This window comes from Deltaproteobacteria bacterium HGW-Deltaproteobacteria-6, from assembly GCA_002840435.1.
In the GTDB taxonomy this organism is placed as follows: domain Bacteria; phylum Desulfobacterota; class Syntrophia; order Syntrophales; family Smithellaceae; genus UBA8904.
The window spans coordinates 242,063-262,828 of the sequence record PHAT01000003.1 but is presented as its reverse complement, the minus strand read 5'-3'; the positions used below and the strand labels follow the sequence as shown (position 1 = coordinate 262,828).

Here is a 20,766-nt window from a genome sequence, read left to right as displayed (position 1 = left end):
TCAAAACATAAAAGAAGGGAGTTAATTATGGGCAATTTATTGGTAAACACTCGCGATCAGCAGTTTGCAATTTTTGAGCAATACGGGATGGACAAAATTTTTGCGTCTGAAGAATACGGAGGGTATTCCAAAGATGATATTCTGATGATTTTGAATGAAGCCGAAAAGATGGCTGTCAACGTCATCTTCCCGACTCTCAAGGACAGCGATCACGAAGGTTGTACATATAAAAACGGTGTCGTCAACGTTCCCAAATGCTTCCATGAAGCGTGGAAGATATACAGAGAAGCCGGCTGGATCAACCCGATGGATTCTCCCGATGTCGGCGGTCAGGGGCTTCCCCACATGGCCGGCTGGGCCTGCTATGAAATGATGAGCGCCGCCAACTACGCTTTCGGTATGTACGGCGGACTGACCCACGGCGCCGCCAACATGATCAATACTTACGGCACCGATGAACAGAAACAGAAATACATGATGAAAATGTTTGCCGGCGAATGGGGAGGCACGATGTGCCTGACCGAACCGGGCGCAGGCTCTGACGTCGGCGCTTTAAAAACCACCGCCAAGCGTCTTCCCGATGGGAAATTCCTCATCACCGGCACCAAAATATTCATTTCTTCCGGTGAAAATGATCTGGTCCCCAACATCATTCATCCCGTTCTGGCCCGCATTGAAGGCGATCCGGCCGGCACCAAAGGCATCTCCATTTTTATCGTTCCTAAAATCCGCGTCAATGACGACGGATCCCTTGGCGAACCCAATGATGTAAAGTGCGGCGGTATCGAGCACAAAATGGGCATTAAAGGGTCGGCAACCTCCACGCTGAATTTCGGTGAAGACGGACAGTGCATCGGTGAACTGCTCGGTGAAGAACGCTCCGGCATGAAGGTCATGTTCATGATGATGAACGAAGCCCGTCTGGGTATCGGTATGCAGGGCGTCTGTCTGGGTTCGGCGGCATTCCAGCACGCGGTGGCTTATGCCAAAGAACGTATTCAGAGTGTTCCTGTCTGGGAAATGAAGAATCCGGCCGCCAAAGCCGTTTCCATCATCAGCCATCCTGATATCCGCAAAAAGCTGATGTGGATGAAATCCCATGTCGAAGGCATGCGCTCCATGATGATCTTTATCGCGTACTGCATGGATATGAGCAAGATTTCCAAAACGGAACAGGAGAAAGCGGACTGGGAAGGCTATATTGAACTTCTCACCCCGATCATGAAAGCCTATTGCACGGATAAAGGTTTCCTCATCTGTTCGATGGCGATGGACGTTTACGGCGGCTACGGCTACTGCTCCGAATATCCGGTGGAACAGTTCACCCGCGACGAAAAAATCGCCACCATTTATGAAGGCACCAACGGCATTCAGGCGCTTGACCTGGTAGGCCGCAAACTCGGCCAGCGCAAAGGCGCAAATGTCATGAATATGGCCGGATTGATCGGGAAGGGCATTGCCAAGGCCAAAGCCATTCCGGAATTTGCTAAAACCGCTGCTTATCTGGAAGAAGCTTCCAACGCACTGTTTGATGTGACCATGTTCTTCGCCAACGCCGGCAAAGCAGGCGATTTCCTGGCGCCTATTTACAACGCCTGCAAGTTCCTGGAAATCATGGGCGATGTGGCTGTCGGCTACTTCCTGCTCGACGCGGGCTGCATTGCTCAAGAAAAACTGAACGCCATGTATGAAGCAAAAGGCCTCACCACCATCGGCAAGCAGAAGGGTCTCCAGAGAGAAGATCCGGATGCGGCCTTCTATGCGGGCAAGGTTGCGTCGGCTAAATTCTTCGCCAACGAAAACCTGACCACCGTCAAAGCGCGCTGCCAGGCCATCAAAGACGGCGACAAGAGTGCCATTGAAATGACGGATCTGGGATTCACCGTCTAGTCCAGATTTGAATTCTAATCATTAATCAAAAGGGGTTGCGAATTTTGCAACCCCTTTTTCTTTTAGGTGTTCATATCAGGCCGTGTTTAGATTTTTTCTTGCAATGATTCTTCAAAGTTGTAAGATGACCGGCAATTTACGAATAAATATTTATTAACACGGGGAATACTTTATCAGGCGTCGTTCTATGCGTGCATTGGTGTCCAGGTAAAGTAATATCAGAAAAAACACCAGAAAGAAAAAGATCAATATGGCTGTTAAAAAATCGGAATGATACGGTTTTTTTAACACATAAGGAGGAAGAAATGAAAAACATAGATATGAAACTGGAAGGCAATATTCTGACGATCAAGGTTGATATCGCCAAAGAGTTCGGTCCGTCGGCATCGGGAAAGACCATCATTATTGCTTCAACGGAAGGCAATATTTCCATTCCGGAGAAGGATGAAATCAAGGTGGGGTTGAATGTTTATAAAAAGAAACAGGCAGTGGCATGAAAAACCTCAGTCCAACAATAAATTTAAGGAGGCACCTGATGTCAACAGCAATTTCCTGCTTCAAAAAAAGTCCTTTGATCCTTTCTCTTTTTTTCTTCATATTTCTGGCCGCTTCCCATGCTTCCGCTTTCGACTGGATTGTCACCTTTCCCGCGGATGTGGAATACTCTAAATGCAAGATCATCGCTTATGACAGCAAGGCCAATTTCCAGGAATTCGAGATTACCAGAGGGGGCAGCTATGCCTGGCATTCGGGAAATAACGGAGCGAACCCGATTTCCTATATCGATGGGCGCTGCCAGGTAACAGCCTGGGGGTCGAGTTATTTTACGCGCATCAAGGGACGGACGTGTACGGGAACGGATTATCAGGATTCGATGCAGGGCGGCATATCCTGCTCCAATAACGTGTCTGTAAAAATCTGCAAAAAAGGGAACGGCATCGGCGAGTGGTCGCATGGTTTTTGTCCGAATTAAAAGCAAAGGAATCCTGGTTTATTCCAGACAAAGTTGACTTGTTTACTTCCTGATTTCGTCAGGTGTCCTTGTTTTCCGCATATGGGAATTTTTTCGACATTGCAGAAAATAAAACAGTTGGCGGCTCTCATCATGTTTTTATCAGCATTCAATAGTTAAATTTTAGAAGCCGCGGGGAAGGTGAGTGATGGCATACGATAGCGGTCTGGCGCAGAGAGTCCGGGAGATATTGGAGGAAGAGCCGGGATTTGACGAGAAGAAAATGTTCGGTGGATTGTGCTTTTTGCTTTTCGGCAACATGGTTTGCGGCATTATCAAGGATGACCTGATTGTCCGCGTCGGCGCAGACAAATACAAAGAGATGCTCAAGATGCCTCATGCCAGAAAGTTTGATCTGACCGGCAAAGCGCTGACCGGCTGGGTGATGGTTTTAGCCGAAGCCCTGGACGATGACGACGATCTCAGGGATTGGCTGGAAAGATCCGTATCTTTCGTACGGAGCCTGCCGCCGAAGTAAGTTACATACACAAACAAAGGAACGGTTGTCCGCACATTCCGGACAACCGTTCCCTATACTTGATGGCTACAGCCTGTTCTCCTTCTTTAGTACACCTGCTTATACAGTGCCGCTACCTCACCGGGGTCTGAAACGGGTCGAGCGTTGAAGAGGGTTGCCGTATCACAGATGGCATGGAAGGCGGCCATGTCCAGGCCGTCTTCGGGCACTTTGACGTCGCGCAGCCGCAGGGGGTGGCCCGTCTCTTTCATCAGCTTCTCAATGGCATCCGCCGCTGCACCTGCTGCCGCTTTATCATCCATCCCGGCGGTGTTGACCCCCATCGCCTGAGCGACCATCGTAAGCTTTTCGGCGGCGAAGTCGATATTGTAGCGCATGACTGCGGGCAGGACGATACCGCAGGCCGCGCCGTGAGGGACATTATAGAGAATTCCCATGGTATGGGCCATGCCGTGAGCCAGCCCGACCTGGGCAATGGTGAATGCCCAGCCGGCCATGGTGGCGGCAATCTGAAGCTTGTTTCTGGCCGTTTCGTCTTTGGGGTTGGCCACAACCTTTGGCAGATTCTCCCGGATCAGGCGGATGGCCTGAAGCGCTTGTCCGTCACAGATGGGCTGGGCCATGATGCTCGTCAGGGCTTCCACGGCATGGGTCATGGCGTCCATGGCGGTTGTTACCGTCAGTCCCGGAGGCAGAGTCAGTGTGAACTGGGGATCGAGGATCGCTGTATTGGGGATAATCCGGGGATCGGCCAGGAAGACCTTCCTTCCGGCCTGCTTGCTCTTGATGACCGCGATGTTTGTTACTTCACTTCCTGTTCCCGAGGTGGTGGGAATGACGATATGCGGCGTCTGCGGCCCCTGGAGGCGGTTCAGAGCAATGTGATCATTGCACTTGCCGCCGTTTTTCAGGGTTACACAAACCGCTTTGGCCGTATCAATGACACTCCCGCCGCCGACGCTGACGATACAATCCGCTTTGAGTTCACGCGCCATGGCTGTTGCGGCATCCACTATTTCCAGATCCGTATCCTGGGCGATATCGTCGAAAACACCCACGCAGAATTCCACCAGGGCATCCTGAACCTTCTGAGCAAGCCCCGCCTGCTTGACGCCCGGATCCGTCATGATCATGGCCCGCTTGCAGCCAAGGTTAACCATCTCTTTGTAGATGGCGGAAAGCGTTCCGTGACCGGAGATGACGTTGGTCGGACAGTTATACTGGACGAAGGCCAGCTTGATTTGGTCGGAGAGGCAGGACATGGTAAAGTTGCTCTCCACTGCGGGGAATGAATTCACATGAATGCGCTTGACCTGGGTGTATTCGGCGAGCCCCGCCGCCCCCAGTTCTCTTCCCACACCGGATTGTTTGTAGCCGCCGAACGGACAGAAATCAGCGAAGATATGATAGTTGTTGATCCAGACCGTCCCTGTCCGGATCTTTTCGGCTACCCGAACGGCCCGGGCATTGCTGCGGGAGAAGACGCCGCCTCCCAGACCGTAAACGGAATCGTTGGCAATGGCCACTGCTTCTTCATCGCTGTCGTATTTGATGACGCAGCAGACCGGTCCAAAGATTTCTTCCTGGGCGATGCGCATGGAATTCTTGACATCGGTAAAAATGGTGGGGGCATAATAGTATCCGCCTTCCAGACCCGGCATCACCACACGCTTCCCGCCGGTCAGGAGCATGGCGCCTTCTTCCTGCCCCAGTTTGACGTAGCTTTCCACGGTTGCCAACTGCGCGGCATTGGCCAGCGGCCCCATGTGGCTGTCGGGCATCAACTGGTAGCCCACCCGGATTTGTTCCGCTCTCTTTTTCATCTTTTCGACAAACTCATCATAGATCTTTGCCGGGACCAGCACACGGGTTCCCGATTCGCAGACCTGTCCCTGATGGAAGAAGGTGCCGAAGCAGGCGCCGTTGACCGCCAGATCGATATCGGCGTCATCAAGGATGATGTTAGCCGACTTTCCACCCAGCTCCAAAGTGACTTTCTTTACCGAATCAGACGCCATTTTCATAATTTCCCGTCCGACCTCCGTGCTGCCCGTAATGGCTATTTTGTCAACATCGGGATGCGTGCAAAGGAACTTGCCCAGCGACCCGCCGGGACCGGGGAGAACGTTGATGACGCCCTTGGGAATGCCTGCTGCCTTGGCCGCCTCGGCGATGATCAGCGCCGTGAGGGGCGTGGAGGTTGCCGGTTTCAGGACAATGCTGTTGCCCATAATGATCGCGAGGCCGATCTTCCAGAAGGCCATGCTGGCGGGGAAATTCCAGGGGACGATGCCCACGCAGACGCCGATGGGTTCACGGCGGATCCACTCCCGGCCCGGGGCGAAGACATTGCCGGAATAGGGAATCTCCTCCTGCCAGGGGAAATCACGGCTGGCATAATAGCCCAGGTTGCGGAGCATTCCGGAACCGAGCATGCCCCAGAACTTGGAGAGTTTGATGACGTGCCCGGCATCCTGGGATTCCGTTACGGCCAGGCGCAGGGCCTGCTGGGCGACCTGGTCGGCAAAATCATAGATTTTGTCCGCCCGGGCAGCGGGACTGAGATTGCTCCAGATGCCGCTGTCAAAAGACCTTCTTGCCGCGGCAATCGCCGCCTCTACATCCGCCCGGCCCGCCTTGGCCACTGTGGCAAAAGGAGCACCTGTTCCCGGATCAATCGTTTCAAAGACCTCTCCGCTGGCCGCTTCGACAAATTCCCCGTCAATAAACAGTTTGTAATGATCCATTTCCAACCCTCCCTTGTTTCAATTGATTTTCCATTGGTCAGCATCCGTCGGCGACAACAAATGAAATCTGCTCAGTCTCAAACGGATATTTTCTTGACTATCCATGATCAGTATGGCTGTATACGTTGCCATAAAATGACTGTCAATATTAAGTAGTGTTTTACTAATAATACCGTTTTACGGTAAAACACTTTCCTGTTTCCGCTGGACGTAAGAGAGAAGGGTGGGCCATGACAGCGCCGGTATTTTTTATATTGTTTAAGAGGTTATCATAATGCAAGCAAAAGATAAAGCCGCGAGCGCGCTTCTGGCCGCTTTCCCGACACCGGAAGCCTGGACGGCGTTTTCTCAAAACAGCGACAATGCCCTGATCATGGACACGTTTGTCAATTATGCCGCCCGTTCGGGCCTGATTGAGGCGCCGGATGTTCCGTCTCTGGAGGATTTTGTCATCCGGCAGATGATTCACAGGCATGCTTTCAAACTGCCCAAACACATGGACTTTGAAGAACTGCTGGACAAGAAAGACGACCTGTTGAAACTCAACATCTCGCTTCGCGCGATGACTGAGCGTATTAACAAGCTGCTGGCTGAAAAACAGATCGCGCTGCCCAAAGTCACTAATTCCATGCTGACCCGTCTCAGAAAGGAGCCGGTGGATACCGCTTACAAACAAAATGTTTTAAGAAGCCTGGCCTTCTGGCTCGGTCACGAGCGTCCGGAGATTGCAGCCGACTGGCATTTCGAAACACTGCTCGCGGTCTGCCGGGAGGGCAGACAGACCGAAAATTACCGGGAAGGCGCGCGTATCGGTTTTGCGCTCTACAGCCGGGGCGATGTCATTGATCACGAGATACTGGGATGGCTGAAGAAGACCGTCAAGACTTACATCGACCAGTCCATCAGCCAGTTTTCCTACGGACGCTGGGGTAAAGTAAGGGCGCATGATATCACCACGCTGTATGTGGATTTTCCCAAGGAGACGTCCGAAGGCGATCTGGTCGCCTACCAGCAGTGCCTTAGGAGCGCCGTTTCGCTGGCTCATCAAATGGCGATCCGCTGGGCGTTGTCCGCTTATTCCACCAAAAACCGCTTTCTGTCCATTGCAGTTGTCGTCGGGGAATACGCCAGCATCGACAATCATCTCCTGCCGCTCTTGAACGCCAAGCTTCCCGACGATCCGGTGATCCGCCTGTCGGATGTGGCGCGCCAGTGTGTGCTGGTCAATGACATCCGTGTTGTTCTTTGCGCGGCGCCCACGGAAACAACGCTGTTCAATGGTGAGTCCCTGTCGATCTGGTGGATTGAAGCTTTCTGGAGCACCTTATATTTCGACTTCGTTTCGGATCTGCTGGACGATCCCATCCTGCAGAACAATCCGGCTACTGTGAAAAAACTAAACCTTCTGCTCTGGCGGCTGCCGGACGAATCCGCACCTCATGAGAAACGGGATGAACCCAACGCGGTAACCACTTTTTTCAAATTCCCACACAATTCTCTTCTGGGGCTGGAAATTGCCAAGACCCTTTATTACCGACGGCGGTTTGCTGAGGCCATCGAGATATTGCGGGTCGTTTTGTCGATTAATCCGGCCGATTTAATTGCGCGAACGCTCCGGATGGTCCTTTTGCGCAATATCGCGCTTTCCGCGCCCGCGTATGAAGCCGCCGCCGGGTTATTCCGGCAGGCAAAGAAGGAAGCCCGCTTCATCGAGGCCAACTGCGCCTGCGAGTCGGAGGATTTTTACTGTGAATATGCCGTTGTTTACATGGCGCAGGCCATGAATGCTTTACGCCACGCCCGTGCGGATCGCTCGATTAGCGCCGATAAAGAGAGGCTTAGCGACTTGAAACATCTGGTTTATGAATGCCTGGACGCGGCGGAGGATCTTTTTGAAAACGCCATCGCGGTTTCACCCTCCGGCATCCGCTCTTCTTATTTGTTAAACAGCGTCCGGATGCTTGCCGCCGTTTTGAAAAATGACGAGCAGATTTTTGTCAATCCGCGAAAGCCGATTGCGGGACCATCGCGAATCGGCCGGGAGACAGCCGTCAATGTTCACTGGCAGATCGGATTCCGAAGGAGTGATCTGCCTGAAGACGCGCTCAATGATGTAACGGAAAAACTGATGATCGCCAAGCTGAAGATTCATGACGACGCCATTTCCCTGCAAAGCTACCGGCCGACGATTTATTTTTGCAATGCCGTCTCGTTGTGGGATTTTCTGCCGGTGCGCACGACGACCGCAATGAAGACCGCCAGGCACAATATACAGCTTGCTCGTGAAATTGCCGAAAAGGCAGGTCAAGACGATGTGTGCATTTACTCCTTTACCCGAACCTACGGTGAAATGATTTCGGCGGATGAATTTATCGGGCACATGAATAATTGTTTGCGGGTCATGGATTCCGTGATGGAAAGCGAAGCGGGGGACAGGAAAGGCAGGGCCGGTGCTTCCGATAAAATTGCCTGGACCAATCTGATGACGTTGAATTTTTAAGAGGAAGCGAGCATGACATCTTCGTCCTGGCGTCAGAAAATCACCGGTTTTTTCGGCCTGAACAAGAGCATTGTGGCGCTCTTGCTCATGGTAGTTCTTGTGGGCTTAGGGGAAAGAATGGCCGAACGTTTCCTGCCGATTTATCTCATGGCGTTGGGCGGCGGCGCTATGACCATCGGGATTCTCGGGGGCCTCACCAATCTGGTCGGTGCTTTATATTCTTTTCCAGGTGGTTACCTGAGCGACCGTCTGGGGCATAAAAAAGCCTTGCTGATCTTCAACCTGATCTCGCTTATCGGTTACGCCATTGTTATTATCTTTCCCTACTGGCAGGCGGTGATTATCGGCGCTTTCTTTTTTCTGGCCTGGTCGGCCATCTCACTTCCCGCCACCATGAGCCTGGTCTCTGATGTTTTGCCGCAGGACAAGCGGACGATGGGCGTTACGCTCCACTCTCTGGTCAGAAGAGTGCCGATGGCGCTGGGGCCGATTTTCGGCGGCCTGCTCATCGGCATTTACGGCGAAAAAAGCGGCGTAAGGCTGGCTTTTGCAGGGGCTTTTTTGCTGGGCATTGTCTCCATCCTTCTTCAGCAAAAAATGATCGCTGATGCGCCTTCAAAAGGAAGGGCGGAAAAACGGCCGTCGCGTCTCTGGCGGCATATGAGCCCGCCTCTGCGCAACCTGCTGGTTTCGGACATTCTCATTCGATTCGCCGAGCAGATTCCTTATGCGTTTGTTGTCGTCTGGTGTATCAAATACAATGGTGTTACCGCCACGCAGTTCGGACTGCTCACGGCCGTTGAGATGCTTACCGCCGTTTTAATCTATATTCCGGTTGCCTGGTTGGCTGACCGTTCTACAAAAAAACCGTTCGTTGTGATCACCTTTTTTAATTTTACCCTTTTTCCACTGATCATTTTATTTGCTCAAAGCTTCTGGATGATGGTGTTGGCTTTTATCGTCCGGGGATTGAAAGAATTCGGAGAGCCCACGCGCAAAGCATTGATTATGGATCTGGCGCCGGAGGGGAAAAAGGCGGGCATGTTCGGACTATATTATCTGAGCAGGGATATTATTGTCTCGGCGGCGGCTTTTGGGGGCGCATTTTTGTGGGAGATTTCCCCGCAGGTCAATTTTCTGATGGCTTTCGCCTGCGGGCTTATGGGTACGATTTACTTCTGGATTTTCGGCAAGGATTTAGGAAGCGCCACTTGACAGGCAGGTTCATACCCCTTCCGGGCACAAGCGGTTGTTTTTCCCTTTTTTCAAAGGGGGAGAGAGAGGGGATTATTCGGCAAATTCTTCTGCATAAAAGTCGCCCCCCTCTTTAGCAAAGGGGGGCGATACACTGAACCTTTGAACCCCTTAAGACCTGTCTTTTATCTTATCAATATTCAAAGTTGCCTGTTTGAGCAAATCGGCAATCTCAGCTTGTTGAGAGGACGACAGGGTTTGAAATTTCCCCATTTTCCCACCCACATCGTCGAGCTTTATTTTCAAGTCGGCTAAAAGCGGTGACAGATTAATCTGGGCAACTGCTGCGACAGACGGCTTGATTTCTTCGATTGGTCTGCCTGGTTTCAACCGGATTTCTTCCAGATAATCCGGTATGGTTACGGAAAAGCCGAATTTTTCCCGGATTAAGGACGCCAGATTATCCTGTGCGGAAGATTCACCGTGCACCAGAAAGACCTGCATCCCTTTGTTTTGAAACCCTTTAAGCCAATCCAGCAACTGATCCTGTCCAGCGTGAGCGGAAAAACCATTGATGGTGAATACTTTGGCCGCAACGGCGATGTCTTCATTGAAAATGCGTATCTTCTTCGCGCCGTCAACAATTTTACGGCCCGGGGTGCCTTCCGCTTGGAAGCCGACAAACACAATGCTGGCGCCGGATCGCCACAAATTATGCCGCAAATGATGTTTGATTCTTCCCGCATTGGCCATGCCGCTTGCGGAAATCACAATGGCCGGTTCCCGTGTTTCGTTGATCCGGACGGACTCTTCGGTTGTGACGGATAATTTCAGGTTGGGCAGGCGCAGTGGATCTTCACCGTTCTTCAAAAGGATTTGCGTTTCCCCGTCCAGATAGGAATGGTAATGGTGAAAAATTTCCGTCGCCTTGATGGCCAGCGGGCTGTCCAGATAGACCGGCATGTCCTTGGGTAATTTGCCGTCGCGTAAGAGAAGATGAAGCGAGTAAAGAATTTCCTGTGTTCTCTCCACTGCAAAAGCGGGGATGACTACCTTTTCACCATTTTTATAACTGTAGCGGATGGCGGAGGCGAGTTCTTCAAGACTTTCCTGTTCGCCTTTATGGTTGCGGTTGCCATAGGTTGATTCCATGAACAGATAATCCGCCTCACGCACCGGACAGGGATCTTTCATTAAAAGTTGTCGGGGACGGCCGATATCGCCGGAGAAAACCAGTTTTGAGGTTTCGCCGTTTTCTTCAATGAACAATTCCACCATGGCTGCCCCCAGAATATGGCCGGCGTCCTGAAATCGGACGCTGATACCGGGGCCTGGGCTGAATGTTTCGTCATATTTACGGGTTTTAATGTGCGGGGTTACCGCTTCGGCGTCTTTGACTGTGTAAAGTGGCACTGCATCGGTTTTCATTCCCGTGCGGGCATATCTTTTGTTTTTTCCGGCGGCTTCCACTTCCTGAATGTGCGCGCTGTCCAGAAGCAGTATGTTGAGCAGATCACCGGTTGGTTCAGTGGCGTAAATGGGCCCGGAAAATCCATGCTGCACCATGCGGGGCAGCAGTCCCGAATGGTCAATATGCGCATGGGTGATGATAAAAAAATCAATCCGCGCAGGATCATAAGGGGTGGTATCCAGGTTGCGTCTTTCAATCGTGTCGGAACCTTGATGCATGCCGCAATCAACGGCAAATCGCGCCTGATCCGTTTCAATAATAAAGCATGAACCGGTGACCGTTCTTGCGGCTCCGAGAAATTTAATTTTCATGAGATATCCTTAAGTAAGGTAATGAGGTAAAGGGAATGGCATAGGTTATTACGGGTAAGTGTTAATGGGTCATGGGGTAAAGGTTACCGGCTGGACGCGTTTTCCGCTATCCCTAACCCATTACCCCTGACCGTGAACCATTGAACCACTTGCGCCCCGCGGGGCGCAAGTGCCCTTCAGGGTTCGAACCTCGATCCTGTTTCTCTTATTCTTTTCCCGCTTTTTTCAGCTTCTTGGCTTCCTTCTTTTCTTTGGCTGATTTAACCGGCTTTTTTTTGGCATCTTTCTTCACATCTTTGGATTTTGACATAGTTTCATCCTCCGTTTAAATTTTTATTTATATCGCCCCTTTGCTGAGCAGGCTTCTTTCGATATTCAGGATGGCCTGGCCCAGAGAAACTTCCATTTTCTGATCATCAATACGAAATTCCACGCTGACGTACTGAATGTTCTTGTTGCCGGTGTGAATATCCGGTGGCCGGACACTGCGGACAAGGGCATCGATATCAAAAACCGAGTTGCCGATAAGCAGTTTGAATTTCACAGGGTCGTTGGGGCGGAAGAGGTAATTTTTTGAATAAATAAATTTTGCGCCGCCGATGGAAACGTCCAGCAGGTTGACCTTTTCTTCTTTTAGATACAAGCGCAGATCTGTTTGCGACGGGGGGGTGACGCGGAAATACATCCGAAAATCGACTGGCTCCAGATCATTAAGTTTTTTTATGACAAGTGCTTCAGCAGTTTGTCCTGATGAGATGGTGTAATTGGCAAGCAGGTCATACAGGAGTCCGGAAAAACCGAAGCGCAGCAACCGGTTTTTGGAATGGGCTAAGAAAGTGGTTAAAACCCGCCGTTTCAAAAAATGCGTGGTAAGTGCGGGTGATGTCTGTGAAACCGTAATAAATTTACTTTCGCAATCGTAGACAACCGCTTTCATGTAATGAGCGTTTTTATTATCAATTTCATTTTCAAAGATAATGTCCAACGGCATTCCGGGTCTAAGCTCTGGTTTATGCATGATATCATATCCGTTTTCATGGCAAATAGTGTATATGTTACTTAATATCAGAATATTGTCAGATTTCCTATATGAAAATGAAATGAAAAGAGGATTAAAGATTCAGCGGTTCAGGGTTTACGGTTCAATAGCAAAGGATGGATGTACTTGGTTGATCGAAAAAGTAATTGTTGCCTTGCTTCCCGCTTGCGCAGACATAGCGTCGCTATGTCATTGATGGCAATTTACCCGGAGCCATGCACCCGTTTGTTAATAGGAGAAACAAAGTCCATCATTGTAACGCGATTAACCGCTGAACCATTGAACCGTGAACCCTGAACCGTGAAGATGTGTCAAAAACAACACGGAATGAACTTGGGGATACTATTTTAGCCTCGATTTTTGATAATTGATGCAACTGCTATGGTAAAATATATGACAGGCCATGCAACTATTATAATTCTGCAATGACTGAGGATAGCTCTATTTTCTATTAGTTATTTCCGATAGATAATATTACTTTTTTTGAAAGAGGATGTTTTAATCGATATTTTAAACAGTGATATTCCCTTTTCGTTGATTTTTACGAAGCTATTTTGAAAATTTGGCACCGGTGTTGCTGGTAAGACAAGCGAGCAGTGCGAGTGCTTATTGTCAGGAAATAAATCTTGACAATGAGAACGAGCTGATGCTAGGTTCGCGACGTGTATTTTGCGTTTCGTAATGCTTGAAAGCAGAATATGCGACGGAATAGAGGCGCCTTTTTCAAGAAATGCCCGTTTTGAGAAGAAGGCGGAAACTTTTTGACTCTAATGAATTTTAGGAGGAAAAAATGAAGAGATTTTGGTTAGTTTTGCTGTCACTGGGGTTGATCGTAGCCTTCAGCACGTCAGCGATGGCCGTTGATGTAAAATTCAACGGTGAGTATTATGCGGCTGGTATATACCAGAAAGCAACCGATTTGCGTGACGGTGTTGGTCCCAGCGCCGCAATGTATTATCAGAGACTGCGTCTGGGTACAGAGTTTATTGTTTCTCCGGGCCTGAAGCTGGTTACCCGTGCGGACATCATGGAAAGATCGTGGGGAGCAACCAGAGCAGCTGGCAACTATCCCGCTGCCGCAAACAACAGTGACGTCAACTCATCTGGAAGCACGCTCGAAAATGAGAACATCGCTTTTGATCTGCTTTACGTTCAGTATGTTTCTCCCATCGGTATTTTCAGAGTTGGTTATCAGGATGATGGCGCTTGGGGAACCGTGTTTGGCGATACCATGCAGCCGCAGCCGAAAATCACGTACTTGTTTGCCAAAGGTGGATTGGTTGCCGGAGGTTATATCCTGAAGTATAAGGAAGCCAGCATAACCGGAAAAGCCCCTGCTAATACAGCAGGTTTGGGCAATATGGCGGACAACGACGTCGATATGTATGCCGCGTTTGTCAATTATACGTTCAAACAGGGCGCAGCCGGTCTGTTGTTCAAGCATTATCGCAACGCTTATTTTAAAGGACTTCCTGCTGCTCTTGGTTACCAGTACAGTCAGCAGTTCACCGCTGCATTGCCCTATGCCAAAGTGAAATTCGGTCCGGTCAGTGCTGAAGCTGAAGTTATTTATGTTTTTGGAACGCATGCAAAATATGACCAGGGTGCGGTTGGTGAAAACGTCGATTACAATATGTTGTCCGCTTATTTGAAAGTCGGTGCTGATTTCGGTATGGCTTATGTCAATGTGACCTTAGCCAAAGCGGCTGGCGACGACAAAACAACTCCGGCGATCAGAGAAGGCAGCGGCAACGGCGGAACTGACTGGAACCCCTGCTTGATCATGTTTAATTTTGATCGTTATTACTGGGCCGGCAAACTTACCGGTCATAACGCAAGCCAGAACCCCAATGTCAAGGATACCGGAACATTATCAACCAATGACGCCGGCATGACCAATGCCTGGTTCGCTTCGTTAAACGGCGGTGTGCGTCCGATGGATAAACTGGACATCAACATGGCTATTTCCTGGGCGAGAGCAATTGAAAATCCGGCAATTACCGCTTGGTACAGCAAAGAGTACGGTTACGAATTTGACTTGACCGCAACTTACAAGATCACCAACAACCTGTCCTATATGCTGGGCGGCGGTTACTGGTGGGTTGGCGACTATTATAAAGGCGCCTTAGAGACGAACAAAGTTCAGAACGATTACCTGCTCATCAACAAGCTGACCTTGACCTTCTAGGAATCAGTTCGTTGTTGTTCCAAAGTTAGTACTAATCCCCGGGAGGGCAACCTTCCGGGGATTTTTTTGTCTGGTGAAAAGGGTTTAGGGGTTCATGCCCGCAGGGGTATGAACCTTTTAACCCTTGATAATTGTCGCATCCACCGCGACCGGTTTTCCCTGACAGACCACCAGCGGATTGATGTCGATCTGTTCGATGTCCGGACGAGCGTAAGCGAGATTGCCCAGGTTCACCAATATTTCGGCCATTAGTTTCATGTCCAGCGGTTTTCCGCCGCGGAAGCCCTGTAGAAGCTTTTTCCCCGAGATGCGCTGGATCAGCTCTTTTGCTGTTAACAGGGAAAGCGGCGCGGGAGCGAAGACGACATCCTTTTGCAGTTCGGAAAAAATGCCACCCAGACCGAACATGACGCAGGGGCCGAATTGCAAATCACGCACCATGCCGACAATTAATTCGTATTCAATGGGCATCTGCCGCTGTAATAGAATTCTTCCTTTGCCTTTCATTCGTTTTGTGAGATCGGCAAAAGAGGATTTGAGAGATGCAGCTGATGTGATGCCCAAATAAACCAGCCCGGACTCCGATTTATGCACCTGTCCTTTGGCTAATCCCTTGAGAACAACGGGGTAGCCAAGCTGGCGGGCGGCGGCTGCCGTGTCGGCGGCCGACAAGACGATCTTTTCTTCAACCACCGGTATGCCGCAGGTTTTCAGCAGACGCTTGCTGTCGTATTCATCCCAGACGCGTTCGGGGCAGGATGAAAGAATAGATGCGGTTGCAGACTTCAGCCGGTATTTCCCCGTATGAATCAGCGGGGATGTTTTCTTGCGCGGCGTATACCGCGAGGCACAGGCCAGGCATTCGACCGCACGGTACAATTCTCCGTGCACAGGAATGGAGTGCTCCTCGGCCTCACGCTTGAAGTTTCGAAGCGCGTCACGTCGACCGATGACCCAGAGGATCAAAACTTTTCCCTCCCGATCCGCCGCCTCCTTGAATATTTTCAACTGATTGTAGTTGGGATAAAGGCCTACGAAGAAGTGTAGAAAGATGACATCCACTTTCGGATCTTTCACTACGGCTCTGAAAGCACCTTCATAGGCGGCGATAGGGCCTTTCAGCGCAAAGGCGGGAAACATGTCCACAGGATTGGAAGCGGGCAGCCAGTCGGGAAATACTGAAGCGAGCTCTGTTTTTGTGGACGTAGAAAGTTCCGCGACCCGAAGTCCCTGCTGTTCGATCAGATCGCATGACAGAATTCCTGCGCCGCCACTGAACGTCAAAATAGCTGTCCGGCAATTTGCGGGGGTCTGTCTGATCATGGCCAGCGCGCGGGCGATTTCCATCATCTGCTGAAAATCGCGCGCGATGGTCACAGAGGCAAGCGACAAAAGCGAGTCCTGCAGCCTCGCGTTGCCGGCCAGACTGGAGGTGTGGGAAAGTGCCGCTTTGGCCCCTGCCATGCTTTTGCCGCCTTTGAGCAGGACGATCGGTTTTTTTGCCCGGTCCGCCAGTTCCAGAAATTTGCGCCCCCGCACAATCGACTCCAGATAAAGGGCGATGGCGTCCGTCTCGTCGTCTGCAAGCAGGTATTCCAGCACATCGCATTCGTCGATGTCCATTTTATTGCCGATGGAACAGGCTTTCGCTACGCCAATTGCCCGCTCGCTCATCAGATCGGCCAGAAAGCCGGCGGAAAGCATGCCGCTTTGCACCACCATGGAGATACGTCCGTCAATCAAGCCGTCTTTGTAAATATTGGGATGCATGAATGTAAAAAAGAACTTCTTCGGGATATCCACCAGTCCCATGCAGTTGGGGCCCCAGATGCGGATGCCTGCTGCGCGGGCTACGGCCAGGCAGCGTTCCTGAAGCAGGCGGCCTGTCTCGCCTGTTTCGGCGAAACCGGCGCTTTCGATGATGACGCGTTTGATGCCTTTTAGTCCGCAGGACGCGAGTGCTTCGGGTACGGCGGGGGCGGGAACGATAATTATCGCGAGATCAACCGGACCGGGAATTGCGTCCACTGTCGGATAACAGGGCAGGGACTGAATGTTTGAAGCATTGGGATTGACGGGATAGATACGGCCCGTGTAGCCATAAATCAGATTTCTGACGATCTGGCCACCCAGGCTTCCTTCACGGGAACTGGCGCCGATCACGGCAATGGATGCAGGTGAGAAAAAAGTTTTCATGGGGACTTGCTCCAAAAAATAACATTGAATAAATCATGCGGTCATTTTGATACCATATTAAAATAATCTGTCAACGTTAAGTGCGGGGGATAAGAGTGACAAACAACGAACGACAAAAGACGAGATACGAGATACGAGATACGAGATACCGTTTCAGAGCCTTTCATCATTAAAATTGATATTTTAAGTATAATAATGTAAATAAAGTGCCATGAAAAATAGCGATTTTTCCTCCAATGTTTATGCCGGGATGGCGCTCATTGCCGATCCGATTCACTCGTATGCTTTTTTTACGGTTCCGGTCGAATCACAGCCTGCGGAAAAAACGGAAAAAGATATCATTGATTCTCCCTGGATGCAAAGGCTCAGGCACATTTATCAACTGCAGAGCGCCCGCTGGGTTTATCCGGCGGCGGAACATACCCGTTTTCAGCATTCGCTGGGAACCATGCATGTCGCGGGAGAATTTGCCCGCCACCTGTATCCCAGCCTCAAGAGTGTCTGCAAAGACACACCGTCGTTGAATTATGTGGAAGAATTGCTGAGACTGGCCGGACTGCTTCATGATGTGGGGCACGGTCCGTTCGGCCATTTTTTTGATGAACATTATCTCTCCGCCTGGGGACTGACCCATGAAGATATGGGCTGTCAGATCATTATCAGGAAACTGGGCAAGGTGATTTCACAAATTTCACGCGGGCCTTCGGGGGCATTTGCGCGCGGGGAAAAATTAGACCCGCAACAGGTGGCCTACCTGATTAAAATGCCTGACATCCGTCAGGAGGTTGGGCAGCCGCGCTGGCTGAAGTGGCTCCGGCAGTTATTTTCCGGCATTTACACGGTTGATAATCTCGATTACGTCCAGCGTGACGCTTATATGACGGGTTTTTCACTGGACATGGTCGATATGCCGCGTCTGCGTTATTACACTTTTTTCACCAAAGACGGGCTGGCCCTTCATCAGTCCGGCATTTCGGCCCTCAGACGATTTCTTAACGCCCGGCTGAATTTATACAGCAATGTCTATTTTCACCGTACGACGCGCGCGTTGGATTTGCATTTGCAGGAGATTTTCGCCGATACGCTCCATCTCATGTATCCGGTCTCTCTGGTAAAAGATCTCGACGCCTATTTGCGCTGCGACGAGTGGTCCTTGTTCAGCGAAGTGCAGGGATGGCTTTCCGTCAAAGACGCCCGCAAGCGAAAACTGGCGCTGGAATGGCAGAAGATTCATGCCCGTGTTCTGAAGTGGAAAATGTCTTTTGCCGCCGAGATATCCATCGATTCGATTCAACGCGGAACGGTATTTCCGGACGCACAAAATTATGAGGCCAAGATCAAGACCTTTCTCCCCGCAAAACTTAAAAAGCTGCCGTTTCGCGTGGATGTGGCGACGCAGGATCCGCGGCCTTTAAATCCGATGGCAGTACCGTCCAAACTCATCAATATCTTCAATCCGGTGACGGGGCTTGTTTCCTCCGAACCGCTGGCCGAGATTTACCGCTTCATTCCCGCGCGTGTCCATCATTTCCGGGTCTTTGCGCTCAACCATGACCATGATGAAGAACTGTCGAAGGCGGCGGAAGCGGCATTGGGCAATATCGACAAATTCATCCCGACGAACGTGTAATATGGTTGATCAATCCGAAACCACAGATTTGACTTTATTTATCCGCACGTCCGGCGAAGAGATCGCGCCATGGAACCGTCAGCGCATTGTGGATGCTCTGTTGCGCGAAGCGGACATTGATTATCTGCTGGCCGCGGAAATTTCCAAGGACGTCGAAAAGCAGATCGTCGCCTCCGGTATCGGTCTTTTAACAACGTCCCTGGTTCGTGAACTGGTTAACGCCAAACTGATTGAACGCGGCCTGGAGAAGGAACGACGGCTACATGGCCGGCTGGGATTTCCCCTCTACGATGTTCGTCAACTCATATTGCACCAGAACAAGGAAAACGCCAACACGCCTCATTCTCCCGAGGGGACCAATCTGCTTTTTGCCGAAGGCATTAAAAAGGAGTTTTCGCTTTACGACGTCTTTTCCATCGATATCGGAGAAGCGCACACGGCGGGCGATTTGCATATTCACGGGCTGGGTTATATCGATAGACCCTATAGTTGCTGCCAGTCGCTTGAATACCTGAAGTTGTTCGGACTAAAACTGCCGCACGCGATTAATTCCGCCAAACCCGCCAAGCACGCGGAAGTGCTGCTGGCGCATATGGTGCGGTTCAGCGCCGTCCTGCAGGGGCACTTCACCGGCACGATCGGTTGGGACGCCCTGAACATTTCTTTCGCACCGTATTTGCGCGGCAAGAGCGACAAGGAAATCCGGCAGTTTGCGCAAATGCTCGTCTATGAATTTTCGCAATTGTCCGCGACCCGAGGCGGACAGGCGCTCTATACCGACATTCATCTTTATTACGATATGCCCCAAACCTGGGCCGATCTCCCCGCCATCGGCCCCATGGGAAAACCCACCGGGGAAACCTATCGCGACTATACGCCGGAGGCGCAGCGTTTTGCCTACGCGATCTTTGAAGTCTTTAAAAAAGGTGATGCGGCGGGCAGACCTTTTATTCTGCCCAGGCCGCTTCTCCATATCAGCGAAGCGTTCTTTCACGAGCCTCGCGCCGATGAATTGCTCCGTCACGCCTGTGATGTGGCGGGCGCTCAGGGCAATACCTGTTTTGTATTTGATCGTGCCGCCGCGGCGCTTGCCACAGGCTGCTTCAACAATGTTTTCCTGCCCGAGGCGTCCGCGAGGGGAGAACTTGCCAAACCGTGGCTCATGCGGCAGGCGGCCGTGCAAAGCGTGACGTTGAATATGCCCCGCCTGGGCTACAAAGCTCAGGGTGATGAAACAAAGCTCTTCAACGATTTGAGCGAATTGATGGCCAGGGCGGCCAAAGCGCATATTCAAAAGAAAGACTTTCTGGAAAAACTTCTATCTTATGCGGAACAGGGGCCGCTGGCCGTGCTGGCGATGAATGCCGACGGCAGCCCTTTTTTAAGAATGAACCGCTCTTATTACATTATTGGGCTGGTCGGGTTGAACGAACTGGTCCGGATATTTCAGGGCAGTGAATTGCATCAGTCTCAGGATGCAATGGCTTTCGGACTGAGAGTTGTCGGCTTTATGCAGAAGGAAGCCGATCATTTGAGCGAGGCGCTCGGGGTAAAATTTGTTCTGGAGCAGACGCCTGCGGAAACCACGGCCTATCGATTTGCAAGGCTTGATCTGAAACATTATTCGCCTGCCGCCGGTCGTTTTGTTCAGGGTGATATCGCCTCCGGAGCTATCTATTATACGAACTCCACGCATCTCAATGTCGCGGCGAATATCGCGCCGCTGCAAAGAGTTATTGAGGAAGGAAAGTTTCATCAGTTTATGGCAGGGGAGGTCATTACCCATTTGCAACTGGGTGATGCTGATCCCGGTCCGGAGGCGCTCGCCCGGTTTGTGCGCTCAGTCTTTGACCGGTCCGACAATCGCCAGATGGACTTCACGCCGGAGTTCACGTCGTGTCTTTCCTGCGGGAAGACCGCGCGCGGACTTGATGAAAAATGTTTTTATTGCGGTTCGTCTGATGTTGAAGGGATCGCGCAGCTTACCAAATATTACAGCAAAATCTCCGGCTGGAACAAAGGTAAGCTTGCGGAACTTCGTAACAGAATGATCAACAGCGATTTTTAGATCAGCCATGCATTAAGAAGATTGGCATGCAAAAGGAGGTTG

The 20,766-nt window shown here is 50.9% G+C and carries 13 protein-coding genes; 9 read left to right on the top strand and 4 right to left on the bottom strand.

Translation table 11 applies throughout. The features are described 5' to 3' along the window. Positions 1-27: 27 nt before the first annotated feature. The 4 genes from CVU71_07930 to CVU71_07915 all read left to right on the top strand — a co-directional run bounded on the left by CVU71_07930 (position 28) and on the right by CVU71_07915 (position 3,380). Entirely contained in the window at positions 28-1,890 is a 1,863-nt protein-coding gene (locus CVU71_07930) for an acyl-CoA dehydrogenase (GenBank protein ID PKN19425.1), read from the top strand. A gap of 305 nt (positions 1,891-2,195) precedes the next feature. After that, positions 2,196-2,387 (top strand): hypothetical protein, encoded by a 192-nt coding sequence (locus CVU71_07925; GenBank protein ID PKN19424.1) that lies wholly within the window; start codon positions 2,196-2,198, stop codon positions 2,385-2,387. A gap of 38 nt (positions 2,388-2,425) precedes the next feature. Then, complete coding sequence (locus tag CVU71_07920; GenBank protein PKN19423.1) at positions 2,426-2,863, top strand: hypothetical protein; 438 nt, start codon at positions 2,426-2,428, stop codon at positions 2,861-2,863. Between the two features lie 187 nt (positions 2,864-3,050). Beyond that, positions 3,051-3,380, top strand: coding sequence for an RNA methyltransferase (locus CVU71_07915; protein PKN19422.1), 330 nt, complete (start codon positions 3,051-3,053; stop codon positions 3,378-3,380). 86 nt (positions 3,381-3,466) lie between these two features. Here CVU71_07915 and CVU71_07910 read toward each other — a convergent pair whose 3' ends face one another. Then, a complete protein-coding gene (locus CVU71_07910) occupies positions 3,467-6,127 on the bottom strand; it encodes an aldehyde dehydrogenase (protein PKN19421.1) in 2,661 nt (886 codons plus the stop codon). Between the two features lie 274 nt (positions 6,128-6,401). Here CVU71_07910 and CVU71_07905 point away from each other — a divergent pair, with 274 nt between their 5' ends. Continuing rightward, a complete protein-coding gene (locus CVU71_07905; protein ID PKN19420.1) occupies positions 6,402-8,627 on the top strand; it encodes a hypothetical protein in 2,226 nt (741 codons plus the stop codon). A gap of 12 nt (positions 8,628-8,639) precedes the next feature. Continuing rightward, the gene (locus CVU71_07900; GenBank protein ID PKN19419.1) at positions 8,640-9,842 is read left to right on the top strand and encodes an MFS transporter; all 1,203 of its coding nucleotides are present in this window, start codon (positions 8,640-8,642) and stop codon (positions 9,840-9,842) included. A 150-nt stretch (positions 9,843-9,992) separates the two neighbouring features. Here CVU71_07900 and CVU71_07895 read toward each other — a convergent pair whose 3' ends face one another. Continuing rightward, positions 9,993-11,603: an MBL fold hydrolase gene (locus CVU71_07895; protein ID PKN19418.1), complete on the bottom strand. Its 1,611-nt coding sequence runs from the start codon at positions 11,601-11,603 to the stop codon at positions 9,993-9,995. A gap of 337 nt (positions 11,604-11,940) precedes the next feature. After that, entirely contained in the window at positions 11,941-12,621 is a 681-nt protein-coding gene (locus CVU71_07890; GenBank protein ID PKN19417.1) for a hypothetical protein, read from the bottom strand. A gap of 811 nt (positions 12,622-13,432) precedes the next feature. Here CVU71_07890 and CVU71_07885 point away from each other — a divergent pair. Further along, positions 13,433-14,830, top strand: coding sequence for a hypothetical protein (locus CVU71_07885; protein PKN19416.1), 1,398 nt, complete (start codon positions 13,433-13,435; stop codon positions 14,828-14,830). A gap of 117 nt (positions 14,831-14,947) precedes the next feature. Here the strand turns inward: CVU71_07885 and CVU71_07880 are convergent, their stop codons facing one another. Further along, positions 14,948-17,026, bottom strand: a complete 2,079-nt coding sequence (locus tag CVU71_07880; protein PKN19415.1) for a CoA-binding protein — start codon at positions 17,024-17,026, stop codon at positions 14,948-14,950. Positions 17,027-17,237: 211 nt separating this feature from the next. Between CVU71_07880 and CVU71_07875 the strand changes: the two genes are divergently transcribed. Both CVU71_07875 and nrdD read left to right on the top strand, forming a co-directional pair. Next, a complete protein-coding gene (locus CVU71_07875) occupies positions 17,238-18,656 on the top strand; it encodes a metal-dependent phosphohydrolase (GenBank protein ID PKN19414.1) in 1,419 nt (472 codons plus the stop codon). A 1-nt stretch (position 18,657) separates the two neighbouring features. After that, entirely contained in the window at positions 18,658-20,724 is a 2,067-nt protein-coding gene (gene nrdD / locus CVU71_07870; protein ID PKN19413.1) for an anaerobic ribonucleoside-triphosphate reductase, read from the top strand. The last annotated feature ends 42 nt before the right edge of the window (positions 20,725-20,766 follow it).

Coding starts and splice junctions, on each gene's coding strand:
- CVU71_07930 (PKN19425.1), top strand. CDS start 28: ATGGGCAATTTATTGGTAAACACTCGCGATCAGCAGTTTGCAATTTTT.
- CVU71_07925 (PKN19424.1), top strand. CDS start 2,196: ATGAAAAACATAGATATGAAACTGGAAGGCAATATTCTGACGATCAAG.
- CVU71_07920 (PKN19423.1), top strand. CDS start 2,426: ATGTCAACAGCAATTTCCTGCTTCAAAAAAAGTCCTTTGATCCTTTCT.
- CVU71_07915 (PKN19422.1), top strand. CDS start 3,051: ATGGCATACGATAGCGGTCTGGCGCAGAGAGTCCGGGAGATATTGGAG.
- CVU71_07910 (PKN19421.1), bottom strand. CDS start 6,127: ATGGATCATTACAAACTGTTTATTGACGGGGAATTTGTCGAAGCGGCC.
- CVU71_07905 (PKN19420.1), top strand. CDS start 6,402: ATGCAAGCAAAAGATAAAGCCGCGAGCGCGCTTCTGGCCGCTTTCCCG.
- CVU71_07900 (PKN19419.1), top strand. CDS start 8,640: ATGACATCTTCGTCCTGGCGTCAGAAAATCACCGGTTTTTTCGGCCTG.
- CVU71_07895 (PKN19418.1), bottom strand. CDS start 11,603: ATGAAAATTAAATTTCTCGGAGCCGCAAGAACGGTCACCGGTTCATGC.
- CVU71_07890 (PKN19417.1), bottom strand. CDS start 12,621: ATGCATAAACCAGAGCTTAGACCCGGAATGCCGTTGGACATTATCTTT.
- CVU71_07885 (PKN19416.1), top strand. CDS start 13,433: ATGAAGAGATTTTGGTTAGTTTTGCTGTCACTGGGGTTGATCGTAGCC.
- CVU71_07880 (PKN19415.1), bottom strand. CDS start 17,026: ATGAAAACTTTTTTCTCACCTGCATCCATTGCCGTGATCGGCGCCAGT.
- CVU71_07875 (PKN19414.1), top strand. CDS start 17,238: ATGAAAAATAGCGATTTTTCCTCCAATGTTTATGCCGGGATGGCGCTC.
- nrdD (PKN19413.1), top strand. CDS start 18,658: ATGGTTGATCAATCCGAAACCACAGATTTGACTTTATTTATCCGCACG.